This is a genomic window from Streptomyces diastaticus subsp. diastaticus (genome assembly GCF_011170125.1).
In the GTDB taxonomy this organism is placed as follows: Bacteria; Actinomycetota; Actinomycetes; order Streptomycetales; family Streptomycetaceae; genus Streptomyces; species Streptomyces diastaticus.
The window spans coordinates 1,549,273-1,574,289 of sequence record NZ_BLLN01000003.1; the positions used below are offsets into that span (position 1 = coordinate 1,549,273).

Annotated in this window: 24 protein-coding genes and 2 pseudogenes; 8 read left to right on the forward strand and 18 right to left on the reverse strand. The window is 73.1% G+C overall.

The window, feature by feature from the left end; translation table 11 throughout:
• Positions 1-17: 17 nt before the first annotated feature.
• Genes Sdia_RS15365 through rpmG form a run of 3 tightly spaced genes read right to left on the reverse strand, consistent with a single transcriptional unit; the run spans position 18 to position 1,643 of the window.
• Positions 18-1,154: a CobW family GTP-binding protein gene (locus tag Sdia_RS15365; protein ID WP_115068701.1), complete on the reverse strand. Its 1,137-nt coding sequence runs from the start codon at positions 1,152-1,154 to the stop codon at positions 18-20.
• Between the two features lie 26 nt (positions 1,155-1,180).
• Positions 1,181-1,435, reverse strand: a complete 255-nt coding sequence (locus Sdia_RS15370; protein ID WP_100455684.1) for a type B 50S ribosomal protein L31 — start codon at positions 1,433-1,435, stop codon at positions 1,181-1,183.
• A 43-nt stretch (positions 1,436-1,478) separates the two neighbouring features.
• The gene (gene rpmG / locus Sdia_RS15375) at positions 1,479-1,643 is read right to left on the reverse strand and encodes a 50S ribosomal protein L33 (protein ID WP_100455685.1); all 165 of its coding nucleotides are present in this window, start codon (positions 1,641-1,643) and stop codon (positions 1,479-1,481) included.
• A gap of 315 nt (positions 1,644-1,958) precedes the next feature.
• Between rpmG and Sdia_RS15380 the strand changes: the two genes are divergently transcribed.
• Positions 1,959-2,318, forward strand: coding sequence for a UBP-type zinc finger domain-containing protein (locus Sdia_RS15380; RefSeq protein WP_100455686.1), 360 nt, complete (start codon positions 1,959-1,961; stop codon positions 2,316-2,318).
• 21 nt (positions 2,319-2,339) lie between these two features.
• On the opposite strand, the gene Sdia_RS15385 is transcribed toward Sdia_RS15380, so the two are convergent.
• A complete protein-coding gene (locus Sdia_RS15385) occupies positions 2,340-3,425 on the reverse strand; it encodes a PP2C family protein-serine/threonine phosphatase (protein ID WP_189500325.1) in 1,086 nt (361 codons plus the stop codon).
• A 278-nt stretch (positions 3,426-3,703) separates the two neighbouring features.
• On the opposite strand from Sdia_RS15385, the gene Sdia_RS15390 reads away from it, so the two are divergent.
• Positions 3,704-4,735, forward strand: coding sequence for a zinc-binding alcohol dehydrogenase family protein (locus Sdia_RS15390; protein WP_185393716.1), 1,032 nt, complete (start codon positions 3,704-3,706; stop codon positions 4,733-4,735).
• Between the two features lie 20 nt (positions 4,736-4,755).
• On the opposite strand, the gene Sdia_RS15395 is transcribed toward Sdia_RS15390, so the two are convergent.
• The 5 genes from Sdia_RS15395 to Sdia_RS15415 form a co-directional block, all read right to left on the reverse strand.
• Complete coding sequence (locus Sdia_RS15395; protein WP_371874254.1) at positions 4,756-5,073, reverse strand: cytochrome P450; 318 nt, start codon at positions 5,071-5,073, stop codon at positions 4,756-4,758.
• Positions 5,070-5,270 carry a ferredoxin gene (locus Sdia_RS15400; protein ID WP_100455689.1) on the reverse strand — a complete coding sequence of 67 codons (201 nt, stop codon included), beginning with the start codon at positions 5,268-5,270 and terminating at the stop codon, positions 5,070-5,072. The genes Sdia_RS15395 and Sdia_RS15400 overlap by 4 nt, the downstream gene beginning before the upstream one ends.
• Positions 5,254-5,949 carry a TetR/AcrR family transcriptional regulator gene (locus Sdia_RS15405; RefSeq protein WP_371874255.1) on the reverse strand — a complete coding sequence of 232 codons (696 nt, stop codon included), beginning with the start codon at positions 5,947-5,949 and terminating at the stop codon, positions 5,254-5,256. Before Sdia_RS15405 ends, Sdia_RS15400 begins: the two co-directional genes overlap by 17 nt.
• The gene (locus Sdia_RS15410) at positions 5,946-7,166 is read right to left on the reverse strand and encodes a cytochrome P450 (RefSeq protein WP_100455690.1); all 1,221 of its coding nucleotides are present in this window, start codon (positions 7,164-7,166) and stop codon (positions 5,946-5,948) included. The genes Sdia_RS15405 and Sdia_RS15410 overlap by 4 nt, the downstream gene beginning before the upstream one ends.
• 452 nt (positions 7,167-7,618) lie before the next feature.
• Positions 7,619-9,061 (reverse strand): MFS transporter, encoded by a 1,443-nt coding sequence (locus Sdia_RS15415; protein WP_100455691.1) that lies wholly within the window; start codon positions 9,059-9,061, stop codon positions 7,619-7,621.
• A gap of 166 nt (positions 9,062-9,227) precedes the next feature.
• Here Sdia_RS15415 and Sdia_RS15420 point away from each other — a divergent pair, with 166 nt between their 5' ends.
• The 3 genes from Sdia_RS15420 to Sdia_RS15430 all read left to right on the forward strand — a co-directional run bounded on the left by Sdia_RS15420 (position 9,228) and on the right by Sdia_RS15430 (position 11,897).
• Positions 9,228-9,683 carry a MarR family winged helix-turn-helix transcriptional regulator gene (locus tag Sdia_RS15420; protein ID WP_124288298.1) on the forward strand — a complete coding sequence of 152 codons (456 nt, stop codon included), beginning with the start codon at positions 9,228-9,230 and terminating at the stop codon, positions 9,681-9,683.
• 344 nt (positions 9,684-10,027) lie between these two features.
• Entirely contained in the window at positions 10,028-11,203 is a 1,176-nt protein-coding gene (locus Sdia_RS15425; RefSeq protein ID WP_185392763.1) for a type 2 periplasmic-binding domain-containing protein, read from the forward strand.
• Between the two features lie 13 nt (positions 11,204-11,216).
• The gene (locus Sdia_RS15430) at positions 11,217-11,897 is read left to right on the forward strand and encodes a DUF1796 family putative cysteine peptidase (RefSeq protein WP_100455694.1); all 681 of its coding nucleotides are present in this window, start codon (positions 11,217-11,219) and stop codon (positions 11,895-11,897) included.
• A gap of 180 nt (positions 11,898-12,077) precedes the next feature.
• On the opposite strand, the gene Sdia_RS15435 is transcribed toward Sdia_RS15430, so the two are convergent.
• Both Sdia_RS15435 and Sdia_RS15440 read right to left on the reverse strand, forming a co-directional pair.
• A complete protein-coding gene (locus Sdia_RS15435; RefSeq protein ID WP_191835357.1) occupies positions 12,078-13,295 on the reverse strand; it encodes an IS110 family RNA-guided transposase in 1,218 nt (405 codons plus the stop codon).
• A gap of 329 nt (positions 13,296-13,624) precedes the next feature.
• Positions 13,625-14,842: an IS110 family RNA-guided transposase gene (locus tag Sdia_RS15440; protein ID WP_115069522.1), complete on the reverse strand. Its 1,218-nt coding sequence runs from the start codon at positions 14,840-14,842 to the stop codon at positions 13,625-13,627.
• A 261-nt stretch (positions 14,843-15,103) separates the two neighbouring features.
• Here Sdia_RS15440 and Sdia_RS30150 point away from each other — a divergent pair.
• Positions 15,104-15,730, forward strand: a pseudogene (locus Sdia_RS30150) (PIG-L deacetylase family protein); the annotation flags it as partial.
• Between the two features lie 279 nt (positions 15,731-16,009).
• A pseudogene (locus tag Sdia_RS15445) lies at positions 16,010-16,806 on the forward strand (VOC family protein).
• 10 nt (positions 16,807-16,816) lie between these two features.
• Here Sdia_RS15445 and Sdia_RS15450 read toward each other — a convergent pair.
• The 6 genes from Sdia_RS15450 to Sdia_RS15475 form a co-directional block, all read right to left on the reverse strand.
• The gene (locus Sdia_RS15450; protein WP_100455696.1) at positions 16,817-17,554 is read right to left on the reverse strand and encodes a 4'-phosphopantetheinyl transferase family protein; all 738 of its coding nucleotides are present in this window, start codon (positions 17,552-17,554) and stop codon (positions 16,817-16,819) included.
• A gap of 1 nt (position 17,555) precedes the next feature.
• Complete coding sequence (locus tag Sdia_RS15455) at positions 17,556-18,410, reverse strand: metallophosphoesterase family protein (protein WP_100455697.1); 855 nt, start codon at positions 18,408-18,410, stop codon at positions 17,556-17,558.
• A gap of 120 nt (positions 18,411-18,530) precedes the next feature.
• The gene (gene manD / locus Sdia_RS15460) at positions 18,531-19,745 is read right to left on the reverse strand and encodes a D-mannonate dehydratase ManD (RefSeq protein WP_189500987.1); all 1,215 of its coding nucleotides are present in this window, start codon (positions 19,743-19,745) and stop codon (positions 18,531-18,533) included.
• Between the two features lie 45 nt (positions 19,746-19,790).
• Positions 19,791-20,654: a carbohydrate ABC transporter permease gene (locus tag Sdia_RS15465; protein ID WP_115068329.1), complete on the reverse strand. Its 864-nt coding sequence runs from the start codon at positions 20,652-20,654 to the stop codon at positions 19,791-19,793.
• The gene (locus Sdia_RS15470; RefSeq protein WP_100455700.1) at positions 20,651-21,613 is read right to left on the reverse strand and encodes a carbohydrate ABC transporter permease; all 963 of its coding nucleotides are present in this window, start codon (positions 21,611-21,613) and stop codon (positions 20,651-20,653) included. Before Sdia_RS15470 ends, Sdia_RS15465 begins: the two co-directional genes overlap by 4 nt.
• Entirely contained in the window at positions 21,610-22,941 is a 1,332-nt protein-coding gene (locus tag Sdia_RS15475; protein ID WP_100455701.1) for an ABC transporter substrate-binding protein, read from the reverse strand. The genes Sdia_RS15470 and Sdia_RS15475 overlap by 4 nt, the downstream gene beginning before the upstream one ends.
• Before the next feature lie 216 nt (positions 22,942-23,157).
• Between Sdia_RS15475 and Sdia_RS15480 the strand changes: the two genes are divergently transcribed.
• On the forward strand, positions 23,158-24,075 hold the full coding sequence (locus Sdia_RS15480) for a DUF6891 domain-containing protein (protein WP_100455702.1): 918 nt from the start codon (positions 23,158-23,160) through the stop codon (positions 24,073-24,075).
• Positions 24,076-24,129: 54 nt separating this feature from the next.
• On the opposite strand, the gene Sdia_RS15485 is transcribed toward Sdia_RS15480, so the two are convergent.
• Entirely contained in the window at positions 24,130-24,918 is a 789-nt protein-coding gene (locus Sdia_RS15485; RefSeq protein ID WP_189500989.1) for a FadR/GntR family transcriptional regulator, read from the reverse strand.
• Positions 24,919-25,017: the final 99 nt, after the last annotated feature.

Sequence of the window (25,017 nt, forward strand, 5' to 3'; positions counted from 1 at the left end):
GGGGGATGGGCGCCGTCTCAACGGGCCGGGTCGAGGAACCGGGCGAACGGGTCGGGCAGCTCACGCCACCGTTCCCGTCCGGCCCGGTACTCCTGCTCGGTCAGCAGGCAGGAGTCCAGCAGCCGGACCAGGCCTTCGCTGTCGAGGCCCGGCGAGGTGAAGACCAGGTGCTGGCAGCGGTCGCCGTGCGCGGGGTGCCAGTCCAGCGCGGCCGCCGCCCGGCGGACCGGAGGCACCATCTCCCAGGCCGCGTCCGGCAGCGCGGCCAGCCAGGGACCCGCCTCCTCGACGCAGAGCGCTCCGCCAGCGCAGTCCCAGACCAGCAGGGTGTCCGGCCGGTCCGCGAGCCAGAACCGGCCCCGGCTGCGGGCCGCCGCACATGCCAGGTCCTCCAGCGCCGCGAAGAGCCGTCCCGGGTGGAAGGGCAGGTCGCGGTGCCACACCGTGGTGGCGACGCCCGCCTCGTCCGCCTCCTGCGGCAGCAGGGCGCAGGCGGGGTGCTGGGCGACGGAAGCCGCCTCCGGGTCGAACCCGGCGAAGACGGCGCGGGCCAACCGGCCCGCACCGATCGGCACCTGGCGTGCCGTCGGGTGGAGCTGGGCCAGCAGGGACCGGTCCTCGTCGTCGGCCTCGTCGCTCTCGGCGACGGCGAGCACCGGGGCGTACTCCAGTTGGCGCGCCCAGGTGTCGGCGACGGTGCGCTGGTCCGTACGGGCCGCGGCCAGGCCCGACTCGGCGAGGTCGTCGCCGTTGCCCAGGCAGGGCAGGACCAGGGCGGGGTCGACGGCGGTCAGGACGGCGGTGAGCGCCAGGTCCTCGCCACCGTGTGCGGCGACCACCTCGGCCATCGCCCGCGGTTCGACCGAGTCCCAGAGTTCCACCACCGCGAGCCGCGTCCGCCCGTCGCCGGCCAGCCGCCGCAGTTCGGGGACGAGGTCCTCGCGCAGGGCGCAGCAGGCGCAGTCGTCGACCAGCGGGGTGTCCGCCGTACCGAGACCGCCGGAGCCGTCGCGCACGGTGCGCCGCACGGTGCCGGTGGCCGCCGTGGAGAGGTCGTGGTGGAGGGCGACGCTCCCCTCGACGGTGCGCAGCAGTTCCTCGACGGCCTCGCGGCGGGCGTCGGCGTGCAGTCCGGCGACGATCGCGACCGGCATGGCGGCCGGGCGGGGGTGCGCGCCGGTCACCCTTCGGCCCGCCGCCCGTAGCGGCGTTCGAACCGCTCGACGCGGCCCGCGGTGTCCAGCACCCGCGCCTTGCCGGTGTAGAAGGGGTGGCTCGCCGAGGAGATCTCGACGTCGACCACCGGGTACGTGCGGCCGTCCTCCCACTCGACGGTGCGGTCGCTGGTGAGGGTGGAGCGGGTGAGGAAGGCGAAGTCGGCGGCCCGGTCGCGGAAGACGACGGGGCGGTAGGCCGGGTGGATTCCGGGCTTCATCGGATCTCCTTCGGAATGGGGAGGCGGGACGGTCAGGTGGCGGTCAGCGTTCCTCGCGGAAGTCGACGTGCCGCCGGGCGACGGGGTCGTACTTGCGCAGGACCAGCCGGTCCGGGTCGTTGCGGCGGTTCTTGCGGGTGACGTAGGTGAATCCGGTGCCGGCGGTGGAGCGGAGCTTGATCACGGGGCGTACTTCGTCGCGAGCCATGCGGACAGTATATGGAAATGGTTTTCATCTTCAAATCGAGGGTCCGCCCGGCTTCGTCAGCTCCGTCCCGCACCCGCACCGGCCCACCTCGCGCCGCTCCCGGCCTCCGCCGTCGGGCCCGTCCCGGCCGGCAGCCCGGACCGACACGCTGTCCGCCTCACCCTCAGCGGCGGCGGGCCCCGCCGGAGCCGGCCCCGGCCGCCGCGTTCCCCCGCTGGCGTCCCTCCCCGGCGGGGCGCAGCCTGGAGGCAGGGCGCCCGCCCCGCCGCCGCGCGGCCGTGCCGTCCGGCGCCGACCGAGCGAGGAGCGTCACCGATGGCTGAGCGAGAGATCCCCGGTATCGACCCGCAGGCCGCCCCGAGCGGGCCCGGCTGCGCCGACTGCCTGGCGGGGGACGGCCCCGGCTGGTGGTTCCACCTGCGGCGGTGCGCCGCCTGCGGGAACATCGGCTGCTGCGACTCCTCTCCCTCCCAGCACGGCACCAAGCACTCCCGGGCGGCCGGCCACCCCTTCATCACCAGCTACGAACCGGGCGAGGACTGGTTCTACGACAACGAGACCCAGCAGTTCCACGAGGGGCCGCCGCTCGCCCCGCCCACCTCGCACCCCGCCGACCAGCCCGTACCGGGCCCGGCCGGCGCGGTGCCGGCGGACTGGCAGCGGCGGCTGCGCTGACCGGGCCGTCCCGGCCGCGGCTCACCCGGCGGACCGCGGCCGGGACGGGAGCGTGACCGCCAGGACAGCCATGTCGTCGCTGAGCTTTCCACCGCTCCACGCGGTGACCTCACCGACCACGGCGTCCACCAGTTCCTGCGGCTCGTCGAAGGAGCGCCCCGCCAGCCCGGACACCGGATCGTAGAAGACCCCGTGCCGGTCGCGGGCCTCGGTGACGCCGTCCGTGGTCAGCAGCAGCGAGGCGCCGGGCGGCAGCGGGAAGCTGTCGGGCTCGGCGTCGTCGGTGCCCAGGCCCGCGCCCAGGGGAGTGCCGGGCGTGCCGCGGATCAGCGGCACCACCCGCCCGTCCGCCACCAGGTACGGCGGGAGGTGGCCCCGGCTCAACAGGTGGACCCGGTCGCCGCCGGGCGGGATCTCCGCGAACAGCGCGGTGGTGAACTCCTCTCCCAGGTCGGTGTCCTCCCCCTCGGCCCGTTCGGCCGCGACGTCCAGCCGCCGCGCCAGCTCCCGGAGGCTCGGCGCCTGCCGGGCGTTCTCCCGGAACGCCCCCACCACCACGGACATCGCGGAGACCGCGGGCAGCCCGTGACCCCGGACGTCCCCCATCATCAGCCGCACGCCGTACGGCGTCTCCTGCACCGCGAAGAAGTCGCCGCCGATCCGCGCGCCCTCGTGGGCCCCCTGGTACCGGGTGGCCACCAGCAGCGGGCCGACCCGGCGCGGGGGCTGGGGGAGGACCGCGAGCTGGGCGGCTTCGGCGATGTCCCTGGTCAGAGTCAGGCTGCGGTTGCGGCTGTCCATGAGCCGCCTGAGCCACACCCCGATCAGCGAGATGACCAGTACGTCCGCCACGTCCACCACCAGAGCGGTGGCCGGGCGGCCGAGAGCGAGATCGACGGCGACCGCGGCGACCACGCTGAGCACCGCCACGACGACCGCGCTCCGCAAGGAGAGCACGATGCAGGCGGCGAGCGGGGCCGCGGCCAGCAGGGGCAGCCCGGTGTAGGGCTGCGGACCCAGGACGTCGGCGAGGACACCGCCGACGATGAGCGCCGGAGGCAGCAGGGCCAGCGGATTCCCGCCCGCCCGCGTGGCCTCGCCGCTCATCGTTCCTCCCGTGGGCCGTCCGCCGCGCCTGCCGTGCCTCTTTGCCCCGCCCCGTCGGCCGGGACTCCCCGTCGACTCCAGCATGCCCACGGAGGGGGAGAGCGGCCAACGCGGCCGCCCGCCCGGAGCAGCCCGTCGTACTGTCCGCCCCCACCGATTGCGTCCGTGCCGCCGCGCTCGCACGCTGGCCGGAGGGGAGCGAGCGGCCCGGTGGGCGGAGAAACCGACGGGCCCGCACCGGGCCGGGAGGTGAGGTGAGCGGCGCCATGGACGTGACGATGCGCGCGTGGGAGGTCGGCGAACCGGGCCCCATCGAGGGGCGGCCCCTGCGGTACGTGGAGAAACCCGTCCCGGTCCCGGGCCACGGCGAACTCCTGGTGCACGTCCGCGCCTGCGGCGTCTGCCGCACCGACCTGCACATCGCCGAGGGCGACCTGCCGGTGCGCCGGCCGCACGTCACCCCGGGACACGAGGTGGTCGGTGTAGTCGCCGCCACCGGCCCCGGCGTGGAGGGCCACACCGTCGGCGACCGGGTCGGGGTCGCCTGGCTCCGCTCGACCGACGGCACCTGCGCCTACTGCCGGCGCGGCGACGAGAACCTCTGCCCGGCCTCCCGCCACACCGGCTGGGACGCCGACGGCGGCTACGCGGAGTACACCACCGTCCCGGCCGCCTTCGCCTACCCGCTGCCCGGCGGCGTGGGTGACACCGCCCTGTCCCCACTGCTCTGCGCGGGCATCATCGGCTACCGCGCCCTGCTGCGCACCTCGCTGCCCGCCGGCGGCCGTCTCGGCCTCTACGGTTTCGGTGGCAGTGCCCACCTCTGCGCCCAGCTCGCCCTCGCCCAGGGCGCCCGGGTGCACGTCCTGACGCGTGGCGCCGCCTCCCGGCGTCTCGCCCTCGACCTGGGAGCCGCCTCGGCGGGCGGCGCCGACGGCACCCCGCCCGAACCGCTGGACGGCGCCGTCCTCTTCGCCCCGGCGGGCGAACTGGTCCCGGTGGCACTGCGGGCCCTGGACCGCGGCGGCGTCCTCGCCGTCGCCGGGATCCACCTTTCCGACATCCCGCCGCTCCACTACCAGCGTGACCTCTTCCTTGAGCGGGAGCTGCGCAGCGTCACCTCCAACACCCGGCGCGACGGCCGCGAGTTCCTCGCCCTGGCCGAGTACCACCGGGTCCGGGCCACCACGCACCCCTACCCCCTCTCGCGGGCCCAGGACGCGCTGCGGGACCTGAAGGCCGGGCGGTTCGACGGGGCCGCGGTGCTGGTCAACGATCTGGCGCCGCGGGGGCCCGCGCCGCCTTCCTGAACCGTGGCACCCGCGCGGCGCTACCAGGTGACGGGCAGCGCGTGCAGCCCGTCGATCAGCGCGTCGTAATTGAACGGGATCCGGTCCAGCTCCTCGGCCGGGCGCAGGGCCGGAATCCGCCGGAACAGCGCGGGGAGGACGACCTGGAGTCCCAGGCGGGCGAGCGGCCGGCCCACGCAGTGGTGCGGACCCCCGCCGAACGCCTGGTGGTGGCGGGCGGCACGGGCCAGGTCCAGGCGGTCCGGGTCGGGGAAGACGGCGGGGTCGCGGTTGGCCAGTTCGCCCGGGAGGATCCCCCCGTCACCGGCGCGCACCAGGACACGGCCGGGCGGGTTCACGTGTCCTGCGTCACCTGGATCGCCGCGGCCGGGCACACCTCGGCCGCCTCGCGGACGCCGTCGTGCTGTCCGGCGGGGGGTGTGGCGTCGAGGAGGGCGACGATGCCGTCCTCGTCCCGCTGGTCGAAGACCTCGGGCGCGATCAGCACGCACTGGCCGGCGCCGCAGCACTTCTCCTCGTCAACGGTGATCTTCATGGTCCGTTCCCTTCCGGTCGCTTACGGGTGTGGTGACGGGGGCGGCGAGCAGGCCGGTGATCGCGTCGCAGAGGGCGGCCGCGAGCGCGTCCCACGAGGGGTGCAGCGGGGCCGTGTGCTCGGCGAGTGCCCGTTCGCGCTCCGCGCAGGTGTGGACGATCAGGTGGCGGGCCATGTCGCCGCGCGCGGCGCGCACCGGGGCGGGCAGCGTCGCCAGGCGGCGGCCCAGGCCCTCCACGGTGCGCCGCAGGTGCGGTCTGACCAGTGCTTCCCCGGTGGTGAGGGCGCGCGTGCGAGGGTCGGTCAGGACCTGCACGGTGAAGCGGGCGTGCCAGGAGGGCACGCCGAGCGAGCCCAGGTACTCGGGCACCGGGCGCACCAGGCAGTCGACCCAGGCGCGCAGCCCGTCGTCGTCCGTGAGTCGCTCCAGGTGCCGTTCGCGGATCTGGTCGACACGCGTCCCGTGGGCGTTCATGATCGCCTGGACCAGCCCGTCCCTGCCGCTGAAGTGGTAGGCGACGGCGGACACGTTGCCCTGTCCGGCCGCCTCGCTGATCTGCCGGTTGGAGACGGCGGACAGCCCGTGCCCGGCGTAGAGCCGCTCGGCCGCCGCCATGATGGCCTCGCGCGTCCCGACGACCCGCCCGGACCGCGACCCGGCGCGCGCGGTGCCGGTCACCAGGTGACGGGGAGTTCGCGCAGCGGGGTGGTGAGCAGCCCTTCGTGACGGCGCAGCTCCCGGGGGCCCACGGCGAGGTCCAGAGTGGGCAGCTCCCGCAGCAGCACGGTGAGAACCGCCTGCAACTCCGTGCGGGCGAGCGGCTGCCCGAGGCAGGAGTGCGGGCCGACGCCGAAGGCCAGGTGCGGGTTGGGGGAGCGGCCGAGGTCCATGGCCTCCGCGTCCTGCCAGGCGTGCTCGTCCCGGTTGGCGGCGGCCATGCTGCACACCACGGTGGTGCCGCGCGGGACGGTGCCGCCGGAGAACTCGGTGTCCTCGTGGACGTAACGCAGCATGCCGAAGCCGCTGCCGTTCGGGTCGAAGCGCAGCAGCTCCTCGACCGACCGGCGCACCAGCGACGGGTCGGCCACCAGGCGCTCCCAGCGGGAGCGGTCGGAGAGCAGATGGGCCGTCATCATGGCGATGAACCCGGCCGTGGTCTCGTGGCCCGCCAGGAGCAGGGCCTGCCCCGTGGCGACCAGCCCGGCCCGCGACATCGGCCGGCCCTCCGGGTCGGCCCCGGCCAGCAGGTGGCTCAGCAGATCGTCCCCCGGCACCGCCCGCTTCGCCTCGACCAGCTCACTCATGTACGCGGCGAAGTCGCGGTGGGCCGCCTCGGTCTGGGCCCTGGTGTACCGCGTCGTGTTCAGGAACGTGTCCGACCAGCCCTTGAAGGCCTCGCGGTCGCTCTCCGGCACGCCCAGCATGGAACAGATCACCAGGACGGGGAGGGGGAAGGCGAGGTGGGTGACGAGATCGGCGGGGCTGCCGTGCTCCCGCATCCGGCCGATGAGTTCACCGGCGAGTTGTTCCATGCCGGGCCGCAGGGCGGACATCCGGCGCGCGGTGAACCACCGGCCCACCATGCGCCGCCACCGCTCGTGGCCCTCGTCGTTGAGTGCCCGCGCCATCGGGCTGGCGAAGATGCCGTCCGTGTCACCGGCGGAGACCCGCGCCGCGTCCGGCCGCGCCAGGCCCTCCCGGCTCAGCCGGGGGTCGGAGAGTGCCGTCCTGACGTCGTCGTAGCGGGTGAGCAGGGTGGCCTCGTCACCGCTGGGCAGCGTGATCCGGGCGACCGGGCAGCGCTCCCGCAGCCCCGCCCACTCGGCGGGCGGCTCCAGGGCCGTGGCGGAGGTGAGGGGATAGCTCAGGGGCGGGGTCTCGGTGGGTCGCGCCATGCGGGGCCTCCTCGATGGGTGCGGACGCGGGCGCCGGGCGAAGGCTTCGCCGAAGTGCGCCGGAGGCCGAGTAAAGCAGGTGACTTAACTCTTCGGGGCTCTTACCGGCCATTCGTCCGGCGGGTCTCGGGTGGGCGCACGCATTTCCACCTGCGGGGAGAGGTGGCGCACTGGCCAGGGTTTTCTCGGTCACTCCCGAGGTGGTTCGTATCGACGCACGCACGGATGTGCGACGGTCCTGTGGAGAAAGTGACGCGTTCACGTCCTCGGCAGTGGTGAGGGTTTCGTTCATTCGGCTGGTAATCGACGCGTGCGATCGCGTGGGAGGGGCTGGGAAAGCGCTCCGAACGGGGCGTGGAAAAAAGAAACGGCCTGGTGGGCGGTGCTTCGAGGCACCGTTCACCAGGCCGTTCGCGCCGCGTGAATTCCCGGTCGTGAAGCCGGGGTCCGTCTCACACTCCGGCGGGTGACCTCTGCGCCGCCGGTGCCGCCTCGTCCCGGATGCCACGCATCGCGGGAATGGCTGAGGCGACGGCCGCGGAAACGAGCGCGACACCGCAGCCGATCAGCAGCCCGGTACGGAATCCGCTCTCGGAGGTCAGAGCGGTGCCGCCCGTTTCCACCGTCATCTGGGAGAGGACCACCCCCATCACCGCGGCCCCCACGGATGTGCCGAGCGAACGCATCAGGGTGTTGAAACTGTTGGCCGCGGCGGTCTCGGAGAGCGGTACGGAACTCATGATGAGGGCGGGCATCGAGCCGTAGGCGAGACCGACCCCACTGTTGATCACCATGATGGCGAGCATGACGCCCCACGCCGAGCCCATCAGGGCGACCGAGAGCCCGTAACCGGCGGCGATCACCAGGACGCCGGTGATCAGGGTGAACTTCGGGCCGCGCGCGTTGGTGAGCTTCCCGCCGTACGGCGAGACCACCATCATCATGATGCCGCCCGGGGCCATCCAGAGCCCCGCCGCGAGGATCGACTGACCCAGGCCGTACCCGGTGGCCTCGGGGAACTGGAGCAGCTGGGGCATCACCAGCATGCTCGCGTACATGGCGAAGCCGACGAAGACCGAGGCGAGGTTGGTGAGCAGGACGCGCGGCCGCCCTGCCGTGCGCAGGTCCACCAGGGGATCGGTGATCCGTAGTTCCCACGCCCCCCAGCTCAGCAGGATCAGGACGGCGGCCGTGAACAGGCCCAGCGTGGTGGCCGAACCCCATCCCCACTCGGCTCCCTTGGAGACGGCGAGCAGGAGGCAGACCAGGCCCGCGCCCAGGCCGGCCGCGCCCACCCCGTCGAACCGCTGGCCCTTGGCGGAGGCGGGCACGCTCGGGACGAGGAACCAGATCAGCGCCGCGATCACCGCGGCCAGGGCGGCCGAACCCCAGAAGAGCGCCCGCCAGTCGGCGTACTGGGCGACGGCCGCGGCGAGCGGCAGGCCCAGTCCGCCGCCGATCCCCATGGAGGCGCTGACCAGGGCGATCGAGGAGCTGAGTCGTTCCTTGGGCACCACGTCGCGCAGCAGGGCGATGCCGAGCGGCACCATCCCCATGCCCATCCCCTGCAAGCCCCGGCCGACGATCATCGGCACCACCGAGTCGGCGAGCGCGCAGACCACGGACCCGGCCATCAGCGGCACCGAACAGGCCAGCAGCATCCGGCGCTTGCCCAGCAGGTCGCCGAGGCGGCCGACGACCGGCACGCACACCGCGGAGACCAGGAGGGTCACCGTGATCACCCAGGTCGCGTCGGAGACCGACGTGGAGAGGATGCGGGGCAACTCCGCGATGAGCGGGGTGACCAGCGTCTGCATGATCGCGGCCGTGGTCCCGGCGAACGCCAGAGTGGCGACGACCGCGCCGGGCCGGGTGGTGGGCTGCGGGGCGGCCATGGGCGGAGCTCCTGGGGGTGGGGAGGGGTCGGGCGGCGATGTGCATCGTACACATCGAATGTGTCGCGCATGCCGCATGTGCCCTGCACGTCCGTGAGACGATGCCCGCAGGGGACGGGGCGGGGTACGGCGAGGCTCACGGGGGTGAAGGAAGGCGGCAGGGCGGATGGGCAAGGCGACGCACGAGGTCGAGTACGAGCAGATGCTGCTGAGCCGCCACTCCTTCCTTCACCAGCGAGGTGGGCGGCGCCGGGACGGCGCGCTGGAGCGCAGTGCCTACGTCCTGCTCAGCCGGCTCGAGGTGCAGGGCCCGATGTCCATCGGTGAACTGAGTGAGGCGTTCGGTCTGGACGCCTCCACCGTCAACCGGCAGACGGCCGCCGTGCTGCGCGCCGGACACGTCGAGCGCATCCCCGACCCCGAGGGCGGCATGGCCCGCAAGTTCCGCCTGACCGAGGCCGGGGCGCGCGCCCTGCGGGAGGAGCGCGAGGGCATCGTGTCCTCCCTGGAGCGGGTGATGGGCGACTGGGCGGAGGAGGACATCGCCGCCTTCGCCGCCTACCTGCGCCGCTTCAACACGGGGATCGAGCGGCTCGGCGCCCGCCCGTGGCCGCGGCCCTGAACCGCGGGCCCCGGCCCGGCGGCGGTCCGGCGACCGGCACCCCTTAGCGCCTGACGCCCTCCCTCCGCCACGCCCCACCGGCCGGAACGAGCCATCCGGCGCGGGCTCGTCCGGGGCGGCCGCCGCCGGTCAGGCGTGTGGCGGTTTTCTCCGTCCGGCACCGGCCAGGAAGGCCAACGGCCGGGCCGGGGTGCGGATCGGACCGGAAAACACGCCAACCCCGGGGTGCCGCCCGGTCACCGTGATAGGTCTAGTCCTGTTGGCGGAGACCGCCGAAGCTCGTCCCGCTCGCGCCCCCGGGCCTTCTCCCCGACCGGTCGGCGCACGCGACAGACAGGACTGCCGTGATCGATGTCTTGGTGTGCGTCCGTGTCGAGGACGCCGTACTCGAATTCCTCACCGTACTGAGCCGGGAACCGCGCGACGAGGCCGTGGTGGTGCTGGCCGATCCCGACCTCACCGTCACCCTTCCCGCCCGCGCGGGCACCGCCGAACGGCTCGCCCTGCTCGCGCCGCACCTGCGTCCCCCCGTGCAGCCGCCCTCCTCAGGGCCCCGGCACCTCGCCGAGCGCGTCCGTGCCGCGACCGCCGGACGCGAGGCGACGGTGTGGACGCATTCCCCCGCCGACAACCGGGAGGCGCGCGCCCGGCTGGGGCGGGACACCGTCCGTGCCGCGCACGGCCTGCCGGTGCGCCACGCGGTCGGCCACTCGCCGTACCTTCAGGTGGTCAGCGACGAGGACGTACCACTCACGCCGGAACTCGCCGAGGCGAAAAGGGAGTTCGTCAATCATCACGGGCAGTCCCTGCTCGCCTCCGGCTCCCCGCAGTACCGGGTCGACACCGCGCGTGTCCCGGCCTCCGAGCGCTTCTTCCGCTCGGACCCCGCCGAGGCCGTCCGCCTGTACGCGCTCCTGGCCAGCCTGGGAGAGGACGCCGCGGAGGTCGACGACCCGTGGGAGTTCGCTGCCTCGCCGTACGAACGCGCCCGGCTGGACGCCACCCTCGCCTGGACCGGGCGCCACTGCACGCCGGGGACGGAGCCGCTGATCGAGGTCGGCGCCTGCGAGGGCGCTCTGACCCGCCGTCTGCTCGCGGCCGGTCACCGGGTGCACGCCACCGAACCCAACGACCGCTTCCGGCGCCGCCTGACCGCCGCCCTCGCCGCGGCCAAGCGCGTGCGGGTCTCGGCAGCGGGGCTGAAGGAGCTGGCCGACGGCGCCGGACCACACGGCCCCCACCTCTTGATCGAGATGCTCTACTACGGCCAGGAGCCGGCCCTCATCGACCGGCTCCCGGCCGACCTCGTCCTCCTCGCCCTCGAACCCGAGGCCCTGCGCGCCACCGTCCGGCCCTGGCTCGCCGTCTCCCCGCACTGGGAGGTGACCGACGAGACCGTCCTGGTGCCGCCCCGCCTCGAAGCGGTCTGCGGTGGCCGCGCCTACCTCACCAAGCGCGGCAGCCACGGCCTGGCCCTGCGCCGGACCAGTCCGCCCACCGCCGGCCACGCGCCCCGCTGACGACGGCGCCACCGTGGACCCCCACCGCACCCACGTACCGGCCGGCCCCGGCGACCGCCCCTTCGACGCCTGCGTCGGCCTCGGCTACCACTGCGAGACCACCTACCAACTCCGCCGCATCACCGGCGTGGACCGCGCCCACTTCTTCGACTGGCTCGACCTCGACCTGGACGCGGTCACCGAAGCCGTGCGGGGCGACTTCCGTGACGTCCTGCGCCCCGGCGCCGTCGAACCCTTCGGCGACGGACGGTGCGCACTGGACCGGGGCAGCGACATCCGCTTCTTCCACGACTTCAGCCCGAGCGACGGAGAGCGGCTCACCCAGGCCGACATCGACACCCAACTCCCGGGCGTGCGAGCCAAATTCGCTGCCCTCGCGGAACGCTGGCGAGAACTGGCGGCCTCCCCGGCACACGTCCTCCACGTCCACCTCGACGCCTTCGACGAGGCGAGCGCCGACGACGTGCGGCGGCTGCGCGCGGTCCTCGCCGCCCACCACCCCGGCCACGCCTGCACCCTCCTGTGGCTGCGCCGGACCCCGCCCGCCGACGCGGACGCCCTGCCGCCCGGCATCCTCCCGCGCACCGTCGCCGCCGCCCCGGGCCGCTGGCAGGGCGACGACCACGCCTGGGACGCCGTCTTCGGCGGCCTGCGCGTCCCCCGCCCCGCCCTCCCCGAAGCAGGTGACGTATGACCCCGCCCTGGCGCACCGTCGTCCTCTCCCCCCACTTCGACGACGCCGCCCTCTCCGTCGCGGCCCTCGTCCGCCGGCTGGAGCGCCCGCTCGCCGTCGTCACCGTCTTCGGGGGGGGTGCCTCTATGTCCTTCGTCAAGGCGTCCCTGTCAGGTTTGGGGTGGTTCAGGGTTGCTGCGGTTATGCGGCGAGCTCGACGTCGTTCGGTGTCCGGGATTGGTAGAAGGTGCCGTCGCGGAGCATGGCGAACAGGACGCTGACGCGTTGGCGGGCGAGGCGGAGGAGGGCCTGGGTATGGGTCTTGCCGCGGGCTCGTTGCTTGTCGTAGTAGGCACGGGAGGCGGGATCGGCGTTCATGCAGGCGAAGGCGGACAGGAACATCGCCCGTTTGAGTTGCCGGTTGCCGCCTCGGGGTGCGTGTTCGCCGTGGATGGAGGTTCCCGACTGTTTCGTGGTGGGGGCGAGGCCGGCGTAGGAGGCCAGGTGGGCGGCGGTGGGGTAGCTGGTGCCGTCGCCGACGGTGGTCAGCAGGACGGCGGCGGTCCTGACGCCGACGCCGGGCATCGAGGTCAGGACCGGGGAAAGAGGGTGGGCCTCCAGCAGCGTGTTGATCTGGGCTTCCATCGCCCTGCGCTGGGTGTGCACGGCGGTCAGGGAAGCGGCCAGGGAGGGGACGACGATGTCCAGGGTGCCGGTGCCCGGGACGACGACGGTCTGCTCGTCGAGCGCGTCGAAGACGTCATCGATCAGTCGGGCGGCCATGCGCGGGGCCTTCGGGCGGATCAGTTCCACGAGCCGGCGGCGGCCGGCCTTGCGCAGGGCGGCCGGGGAGCCATAGCGCTCCAGGAGCCAGGTGATTGCCTGGTGGTCCAGACGTGGTCCGAGGACGCGTTCCAGGCTGGGGTGGAACTGGGTGAGCAGGCCGCGTATCCGGTTGCTGGTGCGGGTGGCCTCGGCGGCGAGGTCCTGGTCGAAGCCGACCAGGACGGTCAGCTCGGCAGTGATCTCGTCGGTCAGTTCCAGGGAGCGCAGGGTGTGCGGCATCGTCCGTGCGGCGTCCGCGATGACGGCCGCGTCCTTGGCGTCGGTCTTGGCCTCTCCGGGGTAGAGGTCGGCGATGCGGCGCATGGCCAGGCCGGGCAGGTAGGCGACGCGGCAGCCCGCGTCGCGGGCGACGGTCAACGGCAGGGCGCCGATGGAGGCGGGCTGGTCCACGATCACCAACACGGTGCCGAACTTCGCGGTCAGCTTGTCGAAGACGGCCCGCAGTTTCGGCTCGCTGTTGGGCAGCGGCTTGTCGAAGACCTTTTTGCCCGCCAGGGTGAGCCCGTGGCCGTGGTGAGCGGACTTGCCAACGTCCAAACCGAGGAACACGCCCACGTCTTCGATCTCGAACATCGTGCCCCTTCCAGGGGTGTTGACGGTGCCGGCCTCGGCTCGGGTGTCGTGCTCGCGCATCCACGTTATGCAGACCTGCCGCCCGCGAACTGCCCGGCATTGCACCGGACCGGACGGTGGCCGGACCTCTGATCAGCGTCTCCGACGAACACCCCCGGACCCGGTGACACCACCCCCCAGGTCATTCCTTCGACAGGGGGACACAGTCATGCCGAACCCGGAGGCCAGCGGCCCTCTTGCAGGACCGCGAAGAACATAACGGGGGGGTGCCTCTATGTCCTTCGTCAAGGCGTCCCTGTCAGGTTTGGGGTGGTTCAGGGTTGCTGCGGTTATGCGGCGAGCTCGACGTCGTTCGGTGTCCTGGATTGGTAGAAGGTGCCGTCGCGGAGCATGGCGAACAGGACGCTGACGCGTTGGCGGGCGAGGCGGAGGAGGGCCTGGGTATGGGTCTTGCCGCGGGCTCGTTGCTTGTCGTAGTAGGCACGGGAGGCGGGATCGGCGTTCATGCAGGCGAAGGCGGACAGGAACATCGCCCGTTTGAGTTGCCGGTTGCCGCCTCGGGGTGCGTGTTCGCCGTGGATGGAGGTTCCCGACTGCTTCGTGGTGGGGGCGAGGCCAGCGTAGGAGGCCAGGTGGGCAGCGGTGGGGTAGCTGGTGCCGTCGCCGACGGTGACCAGCAGGACGGCGGCGGTCCTGACGCCGACGCCGGGCATCGAGGTCAGGACCGGGGAAAGAGGGTGGGCCTCCAGCAGCGTGTTGATCTGGGCTTCCATCGCCCTGCGCTGGGTGTGCACGGCGGTCAGGGAAGCGGCCAGGGAGGGGACGACGATGTCCAGGGTGCCGGTGCCCGGGACGACGACGGTCTGCTCGTCGAGCGCGTCGAAGACGTCATCGATCAGTCGGGCGGCCATGCGCGGGGCCTTCGGGCGGATCAGTTCCACGAGCCGGCGGCGGCCGGCCTTGCGCAGGGCGGCCGGGGAGCCATAGCGCTCCAGGAGCCAGGTGATTGCCTGGTGGTCCAGACGTGGTCCGAGGACGCGTTCCAGGCTGGGGTGGAACTGGGTGAGCAGGCCGCGTATCCGGTTGCTGGTGCGGGTGGCCTCGGCGGCGAGGTCCTGGTCGAAGCCGACCAGGACGGTCAGCTCGGCAGTGATCTCGTCGGTCAGTTCCAGGGAGCGCAGGGTGTGCGGCATCGTCCGTGCGGCGTCCGCGATGACGGCCGCGTCCTTGGCGTCGGTCTTGGCCTCTCCGGGGTAGAGGTCGGCGATGCGGCGCATGGCCAGGCCGGGCAGGTAGGCGACGCGGCAGCCCGCGTCGCGGGCGACGGTCAACGGCAGGGCGCCGATGGAGGCGGGCTGGTCCACGATCACCAACACGGTGCCGAACTTCGCGGTCAGCTTGTCGAAGACGGCCCGCAGTTTCGGCTCGCTGTTGGGCAGCGGCTTGTCGAAGACCTTTTTGCCCGCCAGGGTGAGCCCGTGGCCGTGGTGAGCGGACTTGCCAACGTCCAAACCGAGGAACACGCCCACGTCTTCGATCTCGAACATCGTGCCCCTTCCAGGGGTGTTGACGGTGCCGGCCTCGGCTCGGGTGTCGTGCTCGCGCATCCACGTTATGCAGACCTGCCGCCCGCGAACTGCCCGGCATTGCACCGGACCGGACGGTGGCCGGACCTCTGATCAGCGTCTCCGACGAACACCCCCGGACCCGGTGACACCACCCCCCAGGTCATTCCTTCGACAGGGGGACACAGTCATGCCGGGCCCAGAGGCCAGCGGCCCTCTTGCAGGACCGCGAAGAACATAACGGGGCCACCGCCCGACGGCAGCCCCGTCTCCTGGTGGGACGCCACCTGCGGCTTCTCCTCGCCCGCCGAGGCGTACGCCTGCCGCCGCGCCGAGGACGCCCGCGCCTGCGCCCTGCTCGAGGCCGAGCAGACGCTGCTGCCGAACCCGGACGGCCCCTACGGCACGGGCGGGCCACTCGACGGACTGGACGCCCTGCTGGCCGGACTCACCCCGGACACCACGGTCCTGGTCCCGCTCGGCACCAACCAGCCCGACCACGAGCGGGTACGCCACCAGGCCCTGGCCGCCCTCGACAGGGCCGACGCCCCGCACGCCCTCGTCTACGCCGACCTGCCCTACACCGGGCACCTCGCCGCATGGGCCACCGACGGCGCGTCCACCGCCCTGGCCACCAGCCGGAAATGGGGTCTCGCCCACCAGCAGCTGACCCGTGAGCGCCCCTGCACCGTCGCCCACGACATACGCCTCGACGACGAGGAGTGGGCCCGCAAACGCGCCGCCGTCCTCTGCCACGCCTCCCAACTCGCCCCGCTCGCCGCCGACCACGGCAGTCTGGTGGCCCGCTCGGGCCCGCTGCGCGCGGAGCTGGCCTGGGCGGTCGGCAGACGCGGGGCGCCCGGCGCGTAGGCGGCAGGCCCCCGCCGGGCCGGGCGCCGCAGGAACGTCAGGCGGCCTTTGGGCCCGGCGCCGGCGCGCTGCCAGAGCCGGCTGCGCCCCCTGCCGTCGGCACGGGCTCGGTCACGGCCCCGTCCGCCCGTTCACGCAGGTCGCGGACGAGTGCGCGAGAGCCGGTCGGTGCCGTCGGCTGCTCCCGCCCGGGCGACTCGCGGGCCCGGAAGTGCGGCGGCCGTCCGAGGCGCGCCATCATCGAGACCGCCCGGTACCTCACCGACCCACGGAGGACACATGCCCCCGCCGCCGTCGGCACCGCCGCCCGCGATCCGCTGGACCCACGTCTTCGCCGACCGCCCCCGGCCGCGGGAGGAGGCCGTCCGCGCCTTCTGGGCAGCCGTCACCGGGAGCACCGCCTCCCCGGCGCGCGGGGAGCGCGGGGAGTTCGCCACCTTCCTGCCGCCCGGTACGGCGGGTCCCTCCGTCAAGCACCGGACGGTCGCCGACGGTTCGGGCTGGGCCCACGTCGACCTGTGCGTCGAGGGCGTTCCGGGCTTCGTACGGCACGCTGTGCGGGCCGGTGCCGAAGTGGTGTCCGAGGAACGCGGTCTCAGCGTGCTGCGCTCGCCCGCCGGGCTCGGCCTCCGCGTCGTCCGGTGGGCGGGGGAGCGGACGCCTCCGCCTGTCGTCGACGACGAGCGCCTGGACCAGATCTGCCTGGACATCGGCCCCGCCGCCCACGACCGGGAACTCGCCTTCTGGGCCGCGGTGACCGGCTGGCGGGCGGCGCCCACCACCCAGCCCGAGTTCCACCGGCTCCGGCCGCCCCCGGACTGCCCGTGCGGTTCCTCGTGCAGCGGCTCGACGACGAGCAGCCGGCCCGCGCCCACCTCGACCTGGCCGTGCTGAGCCCGGCCTCGGCCCGGGCGCGGCACGAGGCGCTCGGCGCGCGGTTCGTGGCCAGAGGCAAGGAGTGGACCGTCATGCGCGACCCGGCGGGCGCGGTCCACTGCCTCACCGACCGGGACCCGCGGGTCCCCACCGGCGGGGACGAACCGGCCGGCGGGGCCCGCGGCGTCTTCGGCCGCTGAGCGCGCGCCGCTACGGCTGGGGCGGCGTCGTCGGCGCGGCGGAGGACGGGCCCCGGCGGGGAACCGGGGGCTTGCTCCGCGCGGGCGCGGGGACGGCGATCGCCGTGCAGACCACGCCCGCCTCCACCCGCCACCGGCCGGAGAACCCGGTGAGCGCCTCACCGGACGTGGTGTGACCCGGTACCAGCAACCGGACGGCGAAGCTTCCGGTGGGACCCGTCCCCGGCTCGACGACGATGTCGGCCTCCGAGAAGTCCAGCCAGCGCCCCGTCAGAGGGAACCACGCCTTGTACACGCTCTCCTTGGCGCTGAACAGCAGCCGGTCCCAGTGCACTTCGGGGCGGTCGTGGCACAGGGCCGTGTGCCGCTCGCGCTCGGCGGGCAGGGCGATCATGTCGAGGACGCCTTCGGGCAGCGTGTCGTGGGGCTCCGCGTCGACCCCCACCGAGCGGAACCGGGAGGCCAGGCCGACCACCGCCGCCCGGTAGCCGGCACAGTGCGTCATGCTGCCCACCACTCCGCCCGGCCACCGCGGAGCCCCACGCTCGCCGGGGAGCAACGGCGCCGGAGGCAGCCCCAGTTCCGCCATGGCCCGGCGCGCGCAGTGGCGCACCGTGGCGAACTCGGCCCGCCGCTTGTGCACGGCGCGGGCGACGACAGCCGCCTCCTCCGGGTACAGCGTGGCCTCCGGGGCCTCCTCGCGGGTCTCCACCACGCTCAGCCCTTCGGGCAGGATCGTCCCGAGCATGTCAGCGCTCCTTCCCGGCCGGGGCGGGCAGGATGGTCCGCAGGCGCCCCGGTGGGGTCGGGCGGCGCCGCCATTCGCGCGGGTAGCCGACGGAGACCTCCTCGAAGCGGACTCCGTCGTGCCAGGTGGTCCGGGGGATGTGCAGGTGTCCGTAGACCATGGCGGCGGCCTCGTACCGCAGGTGCCAGTCGGCGGTGAGCTCGGTTCCGCACCACTGGGCGAACTCCGGGTAGTGCAGGACGCGGGTGGGCTCGCGCACCAGCGGATAGTGGTTCACCAGGACGGTCGGGCGGCCCGCCCGCTCGGCGTCGAGCCGCCGTTCGGTGAGGGCGACTCGGGCCCGGCACCAGTCGTCCCGCCCCGGATACGGGTCCGGATGCAGCAGCACCTCGTCGGTGCAGACCACTCCGGTCTCGTGCGCGTAGGCGAGGGCCTGCTCCTTGGTGTGGGTCCCGGCCGGCCGCCAGGTGTAGTCGTAGCCGAGGAAGAGCGGGACGATCAGCGTGGACGTGCCGTCCGCGCCCTCCCAGACCGGGTACGGGTCCTCCGGGGTGACCACGCCGAGGCGGCGGCAGAGGGCGACCAGATGCTGGTAGCGGGCCTCGCCGCGGAGTTGGACCCTGTCGTCGCGCGGCGTCCACAGCTCGTGGTTGCCGGGCGTCCAGATCACCTTGGCGAAGTGCCGGCTGAGCACTTCGAGGGTCCACTCCACGTCGTGGACGAACTCGCCGATGTCCCCGGCGACCAGCAGCCAGTCGTCCTCGCCCGTCGGGCGGAGCCCTTCTACGATCTCGCGGTTCTCCGCGTACCCGATGTGGAGGTCGCTGATCGCGACCAGCCGCCTGCTCACGGACATCCGCACCCCTGCGCTCGCTCCCCAGGGGCGTGGCGACGCCCGCCCCCCGTCGGGGCAGAGCCTACGGAGCCGGACCGGCGGCGTACACCCCGGTCCGGCCCGGTCCGGGCACGGCCGTGCTCACCAGTCGTGCAGGGTGCCGTCCTGGAGGCGGTTGACCGGCAGGTACGCCGCCTCGTAGGGGTGGGCGGCGGCCAGTTCCTCGTCGAGCCGGACACCCAGGCCGGGGGCGTCACCGGGGTGGAGGTGGCCGTCGGTGAAGGTGTAGGCGTGCGGGAAGACCTCGTGGGTGAGCGGGGTGTGGCCGGAGTACTCCTGGATGCCGAAGTTGTGGACGGCCAGGTCCAGGTGGAGGGCGGCCGCCATGCCCACGGGCGAGATGTCCTCGGGTCCGTGGATCGCGGACTTGACCTGGTACTGGGCGGCGAAGTCGAAGAGTTTGCGGAGCGGGGTGACGCCGCCGAAGTGGGTGACGGCCGAGCGGGCGTAGTCGATGAGCTGCTCGGTGATGAGGGTCTGGTAGTCGTGGACGGTGTTGAACACCTCGCCGACCGCCAGCGGTGTGGTGGTGTGGTGGCGGACCAGGCACAGCGCCTCCTGGTTCTCCGCCGGGGTGCAGTCCTCCAGCCAGAACGGCCGGTACGGCTCCAGGTCCCTGCCGAGACGGGCCGCCTGGATCGGCGTGAGCCGGTGATGGGCGTCGTGCAGCAGCGGCAGCTCGGGGCCGAACTCCGCGCGGACCGCCTCGAAGACGGCCGGCAGGTGGCGCAGGTACGCGTCGGTGTCCCAGTCCTCCACCAGCGGGCGGGCCTGCTGGTGGAGGACGGCCGAGCCGTCGCCGTCGGTGGTGTGGACGCCGTACACGGCCCGCAGGCCCGGGACGCCGGTCTGGACGCGGACCGCGGGGTAGCCCTCGGCGAGCCGGGCGCGGACGGAGTCGAGCAGTTCGGGGATGTCGCGGCCGTTGGCGTGGCCGTAGGTGCCGATCCGGTCGCGGCTGGCGCCGCCCAGGAGCTGGTACAGGGGGAGTCCGGCGGCCTGTGCCTTGATGTCCCACAGGGCGACGTCGACGGCGGCGACGGCGGCCATGGTGACGGGGCCGCGCCGCCAGTACGCGCCCCGGTACAGGTACTGCCAGGTGTCCTCGATCCGGTGCGCGTCCAGGCCGGTCAGCAGCGGCGCGACATGGTCCGTCAGGTAGCTGGCGACGGCCAGTTCGCGCCCGTTCAAGGTGGCGTCACCGAGTCCCGTCAGGCCGTCGTCGGTCGTCAGCTTGAGCGTGACGAAGTTGCGTCCGGGGCTGGTGACGACGACCTTGGCGTCGACGATCTTCATGCGGTGGGTGCTCTTTCCGTGTGGGGCGGTGCGAGGGGAGGCCGGTCAGCCCTTGGAGGCACCGGAGGTGAGTCCGGCGACGAGGTACTTCTGGCCCAGCAGGGCGGCCAGGACCACGGGCACGGTGATCAGGGTCGTGGCGGCCATGAGCCCGCCCCAGTCGGTGCTGGCGTAGGAGATGAAGTTGAAGAGGGTCACCGGCACCGTCTGGGTGCTGTCGTCGGCGAAGACCAGGGCGAACATGAAGTTGTTCCAGCTGAAGACGAAGGCCAGCAGGGAGGCGGTGGCCGTGCCGGGTGCCGCGAGGGGCAGCGTGATCCGCCAGAAGGCACCGAAGGCGCTCAGGCCGTCCACCTGTGCCGCCTCCTCCAGCTCCACCGGCAGTCCGGCGAAGAAGCTGATCATGATCCACATGATGAGCGGCACGGAGACGAACATGTGGCTCAGCACGAGCGCCGTGTAGGAGCCGACGAGGCCCAGTTGCGCGAACAGGTAGTACCAGGGCACCAGCAGCGAGATGGCCGGGACGATGCGGGCGACCAGGATCACCGAGGCCGTGCGGTGCATCGCGAAGCGGCCCACCGCCCAGGCGGCGGGAACGGCGATCACCGCGGACAGGACCGTGGAGACCACGCCGACCAGCAGCGAGTTGCCCATCGAGCGGACGATCTGCCCGGCCTCGAAGACGGCCCGGAAGTTCTCCAGCGTCGGGGTGAACCACAGGCCCACTGACGGGTCGGTGACCTGCACGTTGGTCTTGAACGCGGCGGCGAACATCCACACCATCGGCAGGGCGAGGACGAGCACCACCAGGACGACGGCGGTCAGCCGGGCGGCGGAGGCGGCCCGGCGGCGCCGGTCGCGGGCCGTGGCGGTGGGCGCCGGAACGGGTCCGGTTGCAGTGGTCATGCGTTCTTCCCTCCGCCCCGGCGGCGCATGAGGACGACGACACCGATGATGAACAGCGTGAACAGCACCAGGACGGCGGCGGCGAGGCCGTACTCCTGGTAGTCGAAGGTGAGGCCGTAGGCGTAGACGTTGAGCGTCTCCGCCTCGAAGTCGGAGCCGCCGCCCGGCCCCTTCGTCGCGTACAGCAGGTCGAAGGTCTTCAGCGCGTCGACGGCACGCAGGACGAGAGCGGTGGCCAGGGTGGGCGCGAGCATGGGCAGCACCACGTACCGGAAGCGCTGCCAGGGGCCGGCGCCGTCCACCAGGGCGGCCTCCTCCGGCTCCTGGGGGAGCGTGGTGAGCCCGGCGAGGAGCAGCAGCGTCATCATCGGTGTCCACTGCCAGACGTCGATCAGCATGAGGGTCGGCAGGGACTGCCCGACCGAGCCGAGGAACTCCTGACGGGGCAGGCCGACGGAGGCCAGCAGGTGGTTGGCGATGCCGTTGGTCGGGTCCAGGATCAGCAGCCACAGAATGCCGATCGCGACCGGAGCCGCGAGCAGCGGCACGATCAGGACGGTGCGCACCCAGCGCATCCCGCGGAACGGCTTGCGCAGCAGCATCGCCAGCGCGAGACCGAGCACGGTCTCCAGCAGCACGGCGCCGACGGTGAAGGAGACGGTACGGCCGACGGCCGGCCAGAACCGCCGGGTGTCACCGAGCGCGTCGGTGAAGTTGGTCAGTCCGGTGTACCCCTTGCCCGCGTTCACCGCGCCGAAGGCGTCACTGGCGCTCAGGTCCAGGGTGAAGACCAGCGGAAAGATGATCATGGCGCCGACGAACAGCAGGGCGGGCGCGAGCATGGCCCACTTCAGCCGCCGGTTGGCCTGCTCGAAGGTGCGGGTGCCCCGCGGCGGGGCCGGGCGCGGCGCCGGCGGGGTGGCCTCGGCCGGAGCCGGGGCGAGTCCGGTGGTGCTCATCGGGACTCCTTGTGGCGGTTGTCGCGGACCAGGAAGTCGGCGAACTCGGCATCGGCGTCACGCGCGGCCGGTCCGACCGGCTCGCCGAGGATGCCCGCGACGAGCGGGCGGCCGATGATGTCCCGGGCCCGGCCCACCTGGAGGACGCGGGGCCGGTCGTAGCCGAGACCGCGCCGGGCGTTGACCCGCATCGACTCGGCCAGTTCGGCGGGGAACTTCTTGAGGGAGCGCGGGTCGGACCAGACCGACGCGCGCGCTCCGGGTATCCCCGCCTCCTGGAGCTTCCGGGACTGCTCGACCCCGGCCGCCCACCGGATGAACTCCCAGGACTCGTCCCGCAGGCGGGAGAAGGCGTTGATGCCCAGGCTCCAGGAGGGGATGTTGTGCGGCCGGGCCCCGGCGGGTCCGGCGGGGAACGGGGCGAACCCGACCGACTCACGGACCTGCTCGGTGGCCACCTTCGGGTCCAGGAAGCTGCTGTAGACGGCGTCGGCGTCGATGTAGAAGGCGGCCCTGCCCTGCGCGAAGACCGGCATGGCCTGCTCCAGGCTCATGTTGGTCGCCCCCGGCGGACCGGTGCGGCCCAGCAGCCGCCCGTAGTACGTGTACGCCGCGAGCGCCTCCCTGCTGCCGATGCCCGAGGCGCCGTCGACCACGAAGTCGCCGCCGTGCGAGTAGAGGAAGCTCGACCACTGGGAGACGGCGCCGCTGCGCTGGCCGCGTCCGACGAACCCGTACCGCCCCCGGCGCCTGTCCGCCGCCTCCAGCGAGGCGGCCATCAACGCGTCGAGGGTGCCGGGGACGCCGCCCAGTTCCTCGGCGAGATCCTTCCGGTAGTACAGGACAGGCCGTTCCGTGACCACGGGCACGCTCAGCACCTTGCCCCTGGTCGCCGAGGCGGCACGCGGGGCGTCCTGGAAGTCGGACCAGTCGAAGCGCGCGTCACCCTTGACGCGGTCGGTCAGGTCCACCAGCCAGCCGTTGTGCGCGAACAGCGTCTGCTCCTGGAGGGCGCGCACCATCATGACGTCCACGTCCGAACCGGAGGCGTTCAGCTTGACGTTGTAGCTGCTGGCGAGCTGGTCGGCGGTCAGCAGTGTCATGGAGACCCGGCGCCCGGCCAGCTCCTCGAACTCGCCCAGTCGCCGCTTGACCGCCTGCGACCACACGTGGTTGATCGCCATGATGCGCAGCGGCGTGCCGGACGACGCCCCGCCCTTCCCCGGACCGCAGGCGCCGAGCGCCGTGGTGCCGACCGCGGCCGCCGCCGAAGCGGCGGCGAACCGGCCGAAGGAGCGCCGGCTCAGAAGGTGGCTGCTCGTGGACATCGCCGTCCCTTGCCTCTCTGCACGAACGTACGCGACCCTTCGGACCACGTGGTCCAACTGGTAGGACCAGTTGGGTCGTGCAGAAACGTAACAGGCGGAAACGTCGCCGCGACACCCCTCAGGCAGAGAATCTCGCCGGCCGGACCGCGAGGAGAGGCCCGGCCGGGGGAAGCGGACCGGCGTACGGCGGTCGGAGGGGTGTGCCAAAGTCTGAACATGCTCGAGATCGTGGTGATGACGGAGAACGGGGAGCGGCACGTCCGCGTCTCCGCCGGGGGGCTGGCGGGGCTGGTCCGGCGGATCGGCGGTGACGGCGACCGGTTCCTGGTGGCCCAGCGGATACCCGACCTGCCTGATGTCTTCACCCAGGTGTGGCACGAGGCCGGTGGCGACTACACGCTGGAGTACCGCGACGGTGCCGCCGGCCGGCAGTTCCAGGCGAGGGTCGGCGAGCCCGAGGCCGTGATCGCGGCAATGACCGGCTGGGCACGCCAGGAGGCCGGATGGGACGGTGGTCCGGCCTGGTCGCTGCTGGACCTCGGCCCGGCCCGCGAGGTGCCGCCGCTCAGCCTCGGCGAGGACGAGCGTGAGAAGTTGGAGAAGCAGGTCCGGGAGACGCTGGCCGGCGGCTACGTCTCCCGCGCCGAACTGGCCGAAGTCGCCGAGGAGTACCTGGTCACCGAAGACCGCCGGCCCGTCTCGCGCGAGCAGGCGCGGGCGCTGGCCGACCGCTTGTGGCTGGAGCGGGTCGCGGAGACGGCCACGTGGCAGGGCGAGACGGACCCTGAGCGGGTGACGCGGGCGTTCACCGCCCTGGCGGACACCGGTATCACGGCCCGCGAGAACTTCACCTGCTGCCGTGGCTGCGGCCACTCCGAGATCGGCGGCGAGGGGGAATCCGACGCGCGCGGCTTCGTCTACTTCCACAGCCAGTGCACGGACTCCGCCGTGGCCGGCCACGGCCTGACACTTTTCCACGGCGGCTTCGACGGCTCCTCCGCGACCGCCGCGGCCATCGGTCACGAGGTCGTCGCCGCGCTCCAAGCGGTCGGTCTCCACACCGAGTGGGACGGTACCCCCGGCCAGGCCATCACCGTCGCCCCGCTGGACTGGCGCCGCCGCCTGATCGGCTGAAGGTGCCTCCACCCCGGCCGTGACCCACTGGTCAGGGCCGCCGCGAAGACGCCCTCAAGCCCGGTCGCCCTGTCCGAGCAGGGCCTCGATGTGGTTGCGCGCCATGAGGTCCACCTGGACGTCCAGGTCGGCGCCGTAGGTCCGCAGGCCCAGCATCAGGTGCTCCCGCATCCGCTCGGTGGCCAGCTCCTCGTCGCGGGCCTCCAGCGCCTCGAAGATCTCCGGATGGTGCGGCACGCCCGGCGCGCCGATCGACGGGTCGGAGTTGGAGCGGAGCATCAGCTCGAACATCATCCCGCTGATCGACGAGAGCATGATCCGCAGCACGGGGTTCTTGCTGGCCACCGCGATGGCGTCGTGGAAGGCGAGGTCCGCCCGCGCCTTGTCGACCACGTCGTTCGCTCCCTCCAGGTCGTCGCGCGCCGTACGCAGCGCCAGGAAATCCTCGTCGGTGGCGCGTCGGGCGGCCAGCCGCACCATCTCCGTCTCCATCGGGATACGCGCCTCGATGAGCTGGCGGACCGTGGGCCGGCCCGCCCGGTACAACGCGTCGTAGTCCCGGGCCTGCCCGGAGGTCTGCTCGCGGACGAACGATCCCCGGCCCGGCGCCACCTCGATCAGGTGCTGGGCCTCCAGCCGCCGCAACACCTCGCGCACGACGCCGCGGCTCGCCTCGAACTCGGCGGCCAGCTCGCGCTCCGAGGGCAGCTTCTGGCCGACCGCGATCCGCCCCGAACGGATGTCGTGTTCCAGCTGCCGGGCGATCCGCTCCTTCAACAACCCGTGCTGCGCCGGGCCCGACGGCGGGACGGAGGAGGGGGACGAGTGACCGGAGGACCGCATGCGGGCAATCCTACTGGCTGCCGCCGTCCGGCCAGGGGGCCAGCGCGGGCGTGACGTGGCGGGGACGGCTTCGTTGAGCACGGGTCGGCTCTGAGCGGA

Coding starts and splice junctions, on each gene's coding strand:
- Sdia_RS15365 (WP_115068701.1), bottom strand. CDS start 1,154: ATGCCGGTCGCGATCGTCGCCGGACTGCACGCCGACGCCCGCCGCGAG.
- Sdia_RS15370 (WP_100455684.1), bottom strand. CDS start 1,435: ATGAAGCCCGGAATCCACCCGGCCTACCGCCCCGTCGTCTTCCGCGAC.
- rpmG (WP_100455685.1), bottom strand. CDS start 1,643: ATGGCTCGCGACGAAGTACGCCCCGTGATCAAGCTCCGCTCCACCGCC.
- Sdia_RS15380 (WP_100455686.1), top strand. CDS start 1,959: ATGGCTGAGCGAGAGATCCCCGGTATCGACCCGCAGGCCGCCCCGAGC.
- Sdia_RS15385 (WP_189500325.1), bottom strand. CDS start 3,425: ATGAGCGGCGAGGCCACGCGGGCGGGCGGGAATCCGCTGGCCCTGCTG.
- Sdia_RS15390 (WP_185393716.1), top strand. CDS start 3,704: ATGCGCGCGTGGGAGGTCGGCGAACCGGGCCCCATCGAGGGGCGGCCC.
- Sdia_RS15400 (WP_100455689.1), bottom strand. CDS start 5,270: ATGAAGATCACCGTTGACGAGGAGAAGTGCTGCGGCGCCGGCCAGTGC.
- Sdia_RS15410 (WP_100455690.1), bottom strand. CDS start 7,166: ATGGCGCGACCCACCGAGACCCCGCCCCTGAGCTATCCCCTCACCTCC.
- Sdia_RS15415 (WP_100455691.1), bottom strand. CDS start 9,061: ATGGCCGCCCCGCAGCCCACCACCCGGCCCGGCGCGGTCGTCGCCACT.
- Sdia_RS15420 (WP_124288298.1), top strand. CDS start 9,228: ATGGGCAAGGCGACGCACGAGGTCGAGTACGAGCAGATGCTGCTGAGC.
- Sdia_RS15435 (WP_191835357.1), bottom strand. CDS start 13,295: ATGTTCGAGATCGAAGACGTGGGCGTGTTCCTCGGTTTGGACGTTGGC.
- Sdia_RS15440 (WP_115069522.1), bottom strand. CDS start 14,842: ATGTTCGAGATCGAAGACGTGGGCGTGTTCCTCGGTTTGGACGTTGGC.
- Sdia_RS15450 (WP_100455696.1), bottom strand. CDS start 17,554: ATGCTCGGGACGATCCTGCCCGAAGGGCTGAGCGTGGTGGAGACCCGC.
- Sdia_RS15455 (WP_100455697.1), bottom strand. CDS start 18,410: ATGTCCGTGAGCAGGCGGCTGGTCGCGATCAGCGACCTCCACATCGGG.
- manD (WP_189500987.1), bottom strand. CDS start 19,745: ATGAAGATCGTCGACGCCAAGGTCGTCGTCACCAGCCCCGGACGCAAC.
- Sdia_RS15465 (WP_115068329.1), bottom strand. CDS start 20,654: ATGACCACTGCAACCGGACCCGTTCCGGCGCCCACCGCCACGGCCCGC.
- Sdia_RS15470 (WP_100455700.1), bottom strand. CDS start 21,613: ATGAGCACCACCGGACTCGCCCCGGCTCCGGCCGAGGCCACCCCGCCG.
- Sdia_RS15475 (WP_100455701.1), bottom strand. CDS start 22,941: ATGTCCACGAGCAGCCACCTTCTGAGCCGGCGCTCCTTCGGCCGGTTC.
- Sdia_RS15480 (WP_100455702.1), top strand. CDS start 23,158: ATGCTCGAGATCGTGGTGATGACGGAGAACGGGGAGCGGCACGTCCGC.
- Sdia_RS15485 (WP_189500989.1), bottom strand. CDS start 24,918: ATGCGGTCCTCCGGTCACTCGTCCCCCTCCTCCGTCCCGCCGTCGGGC.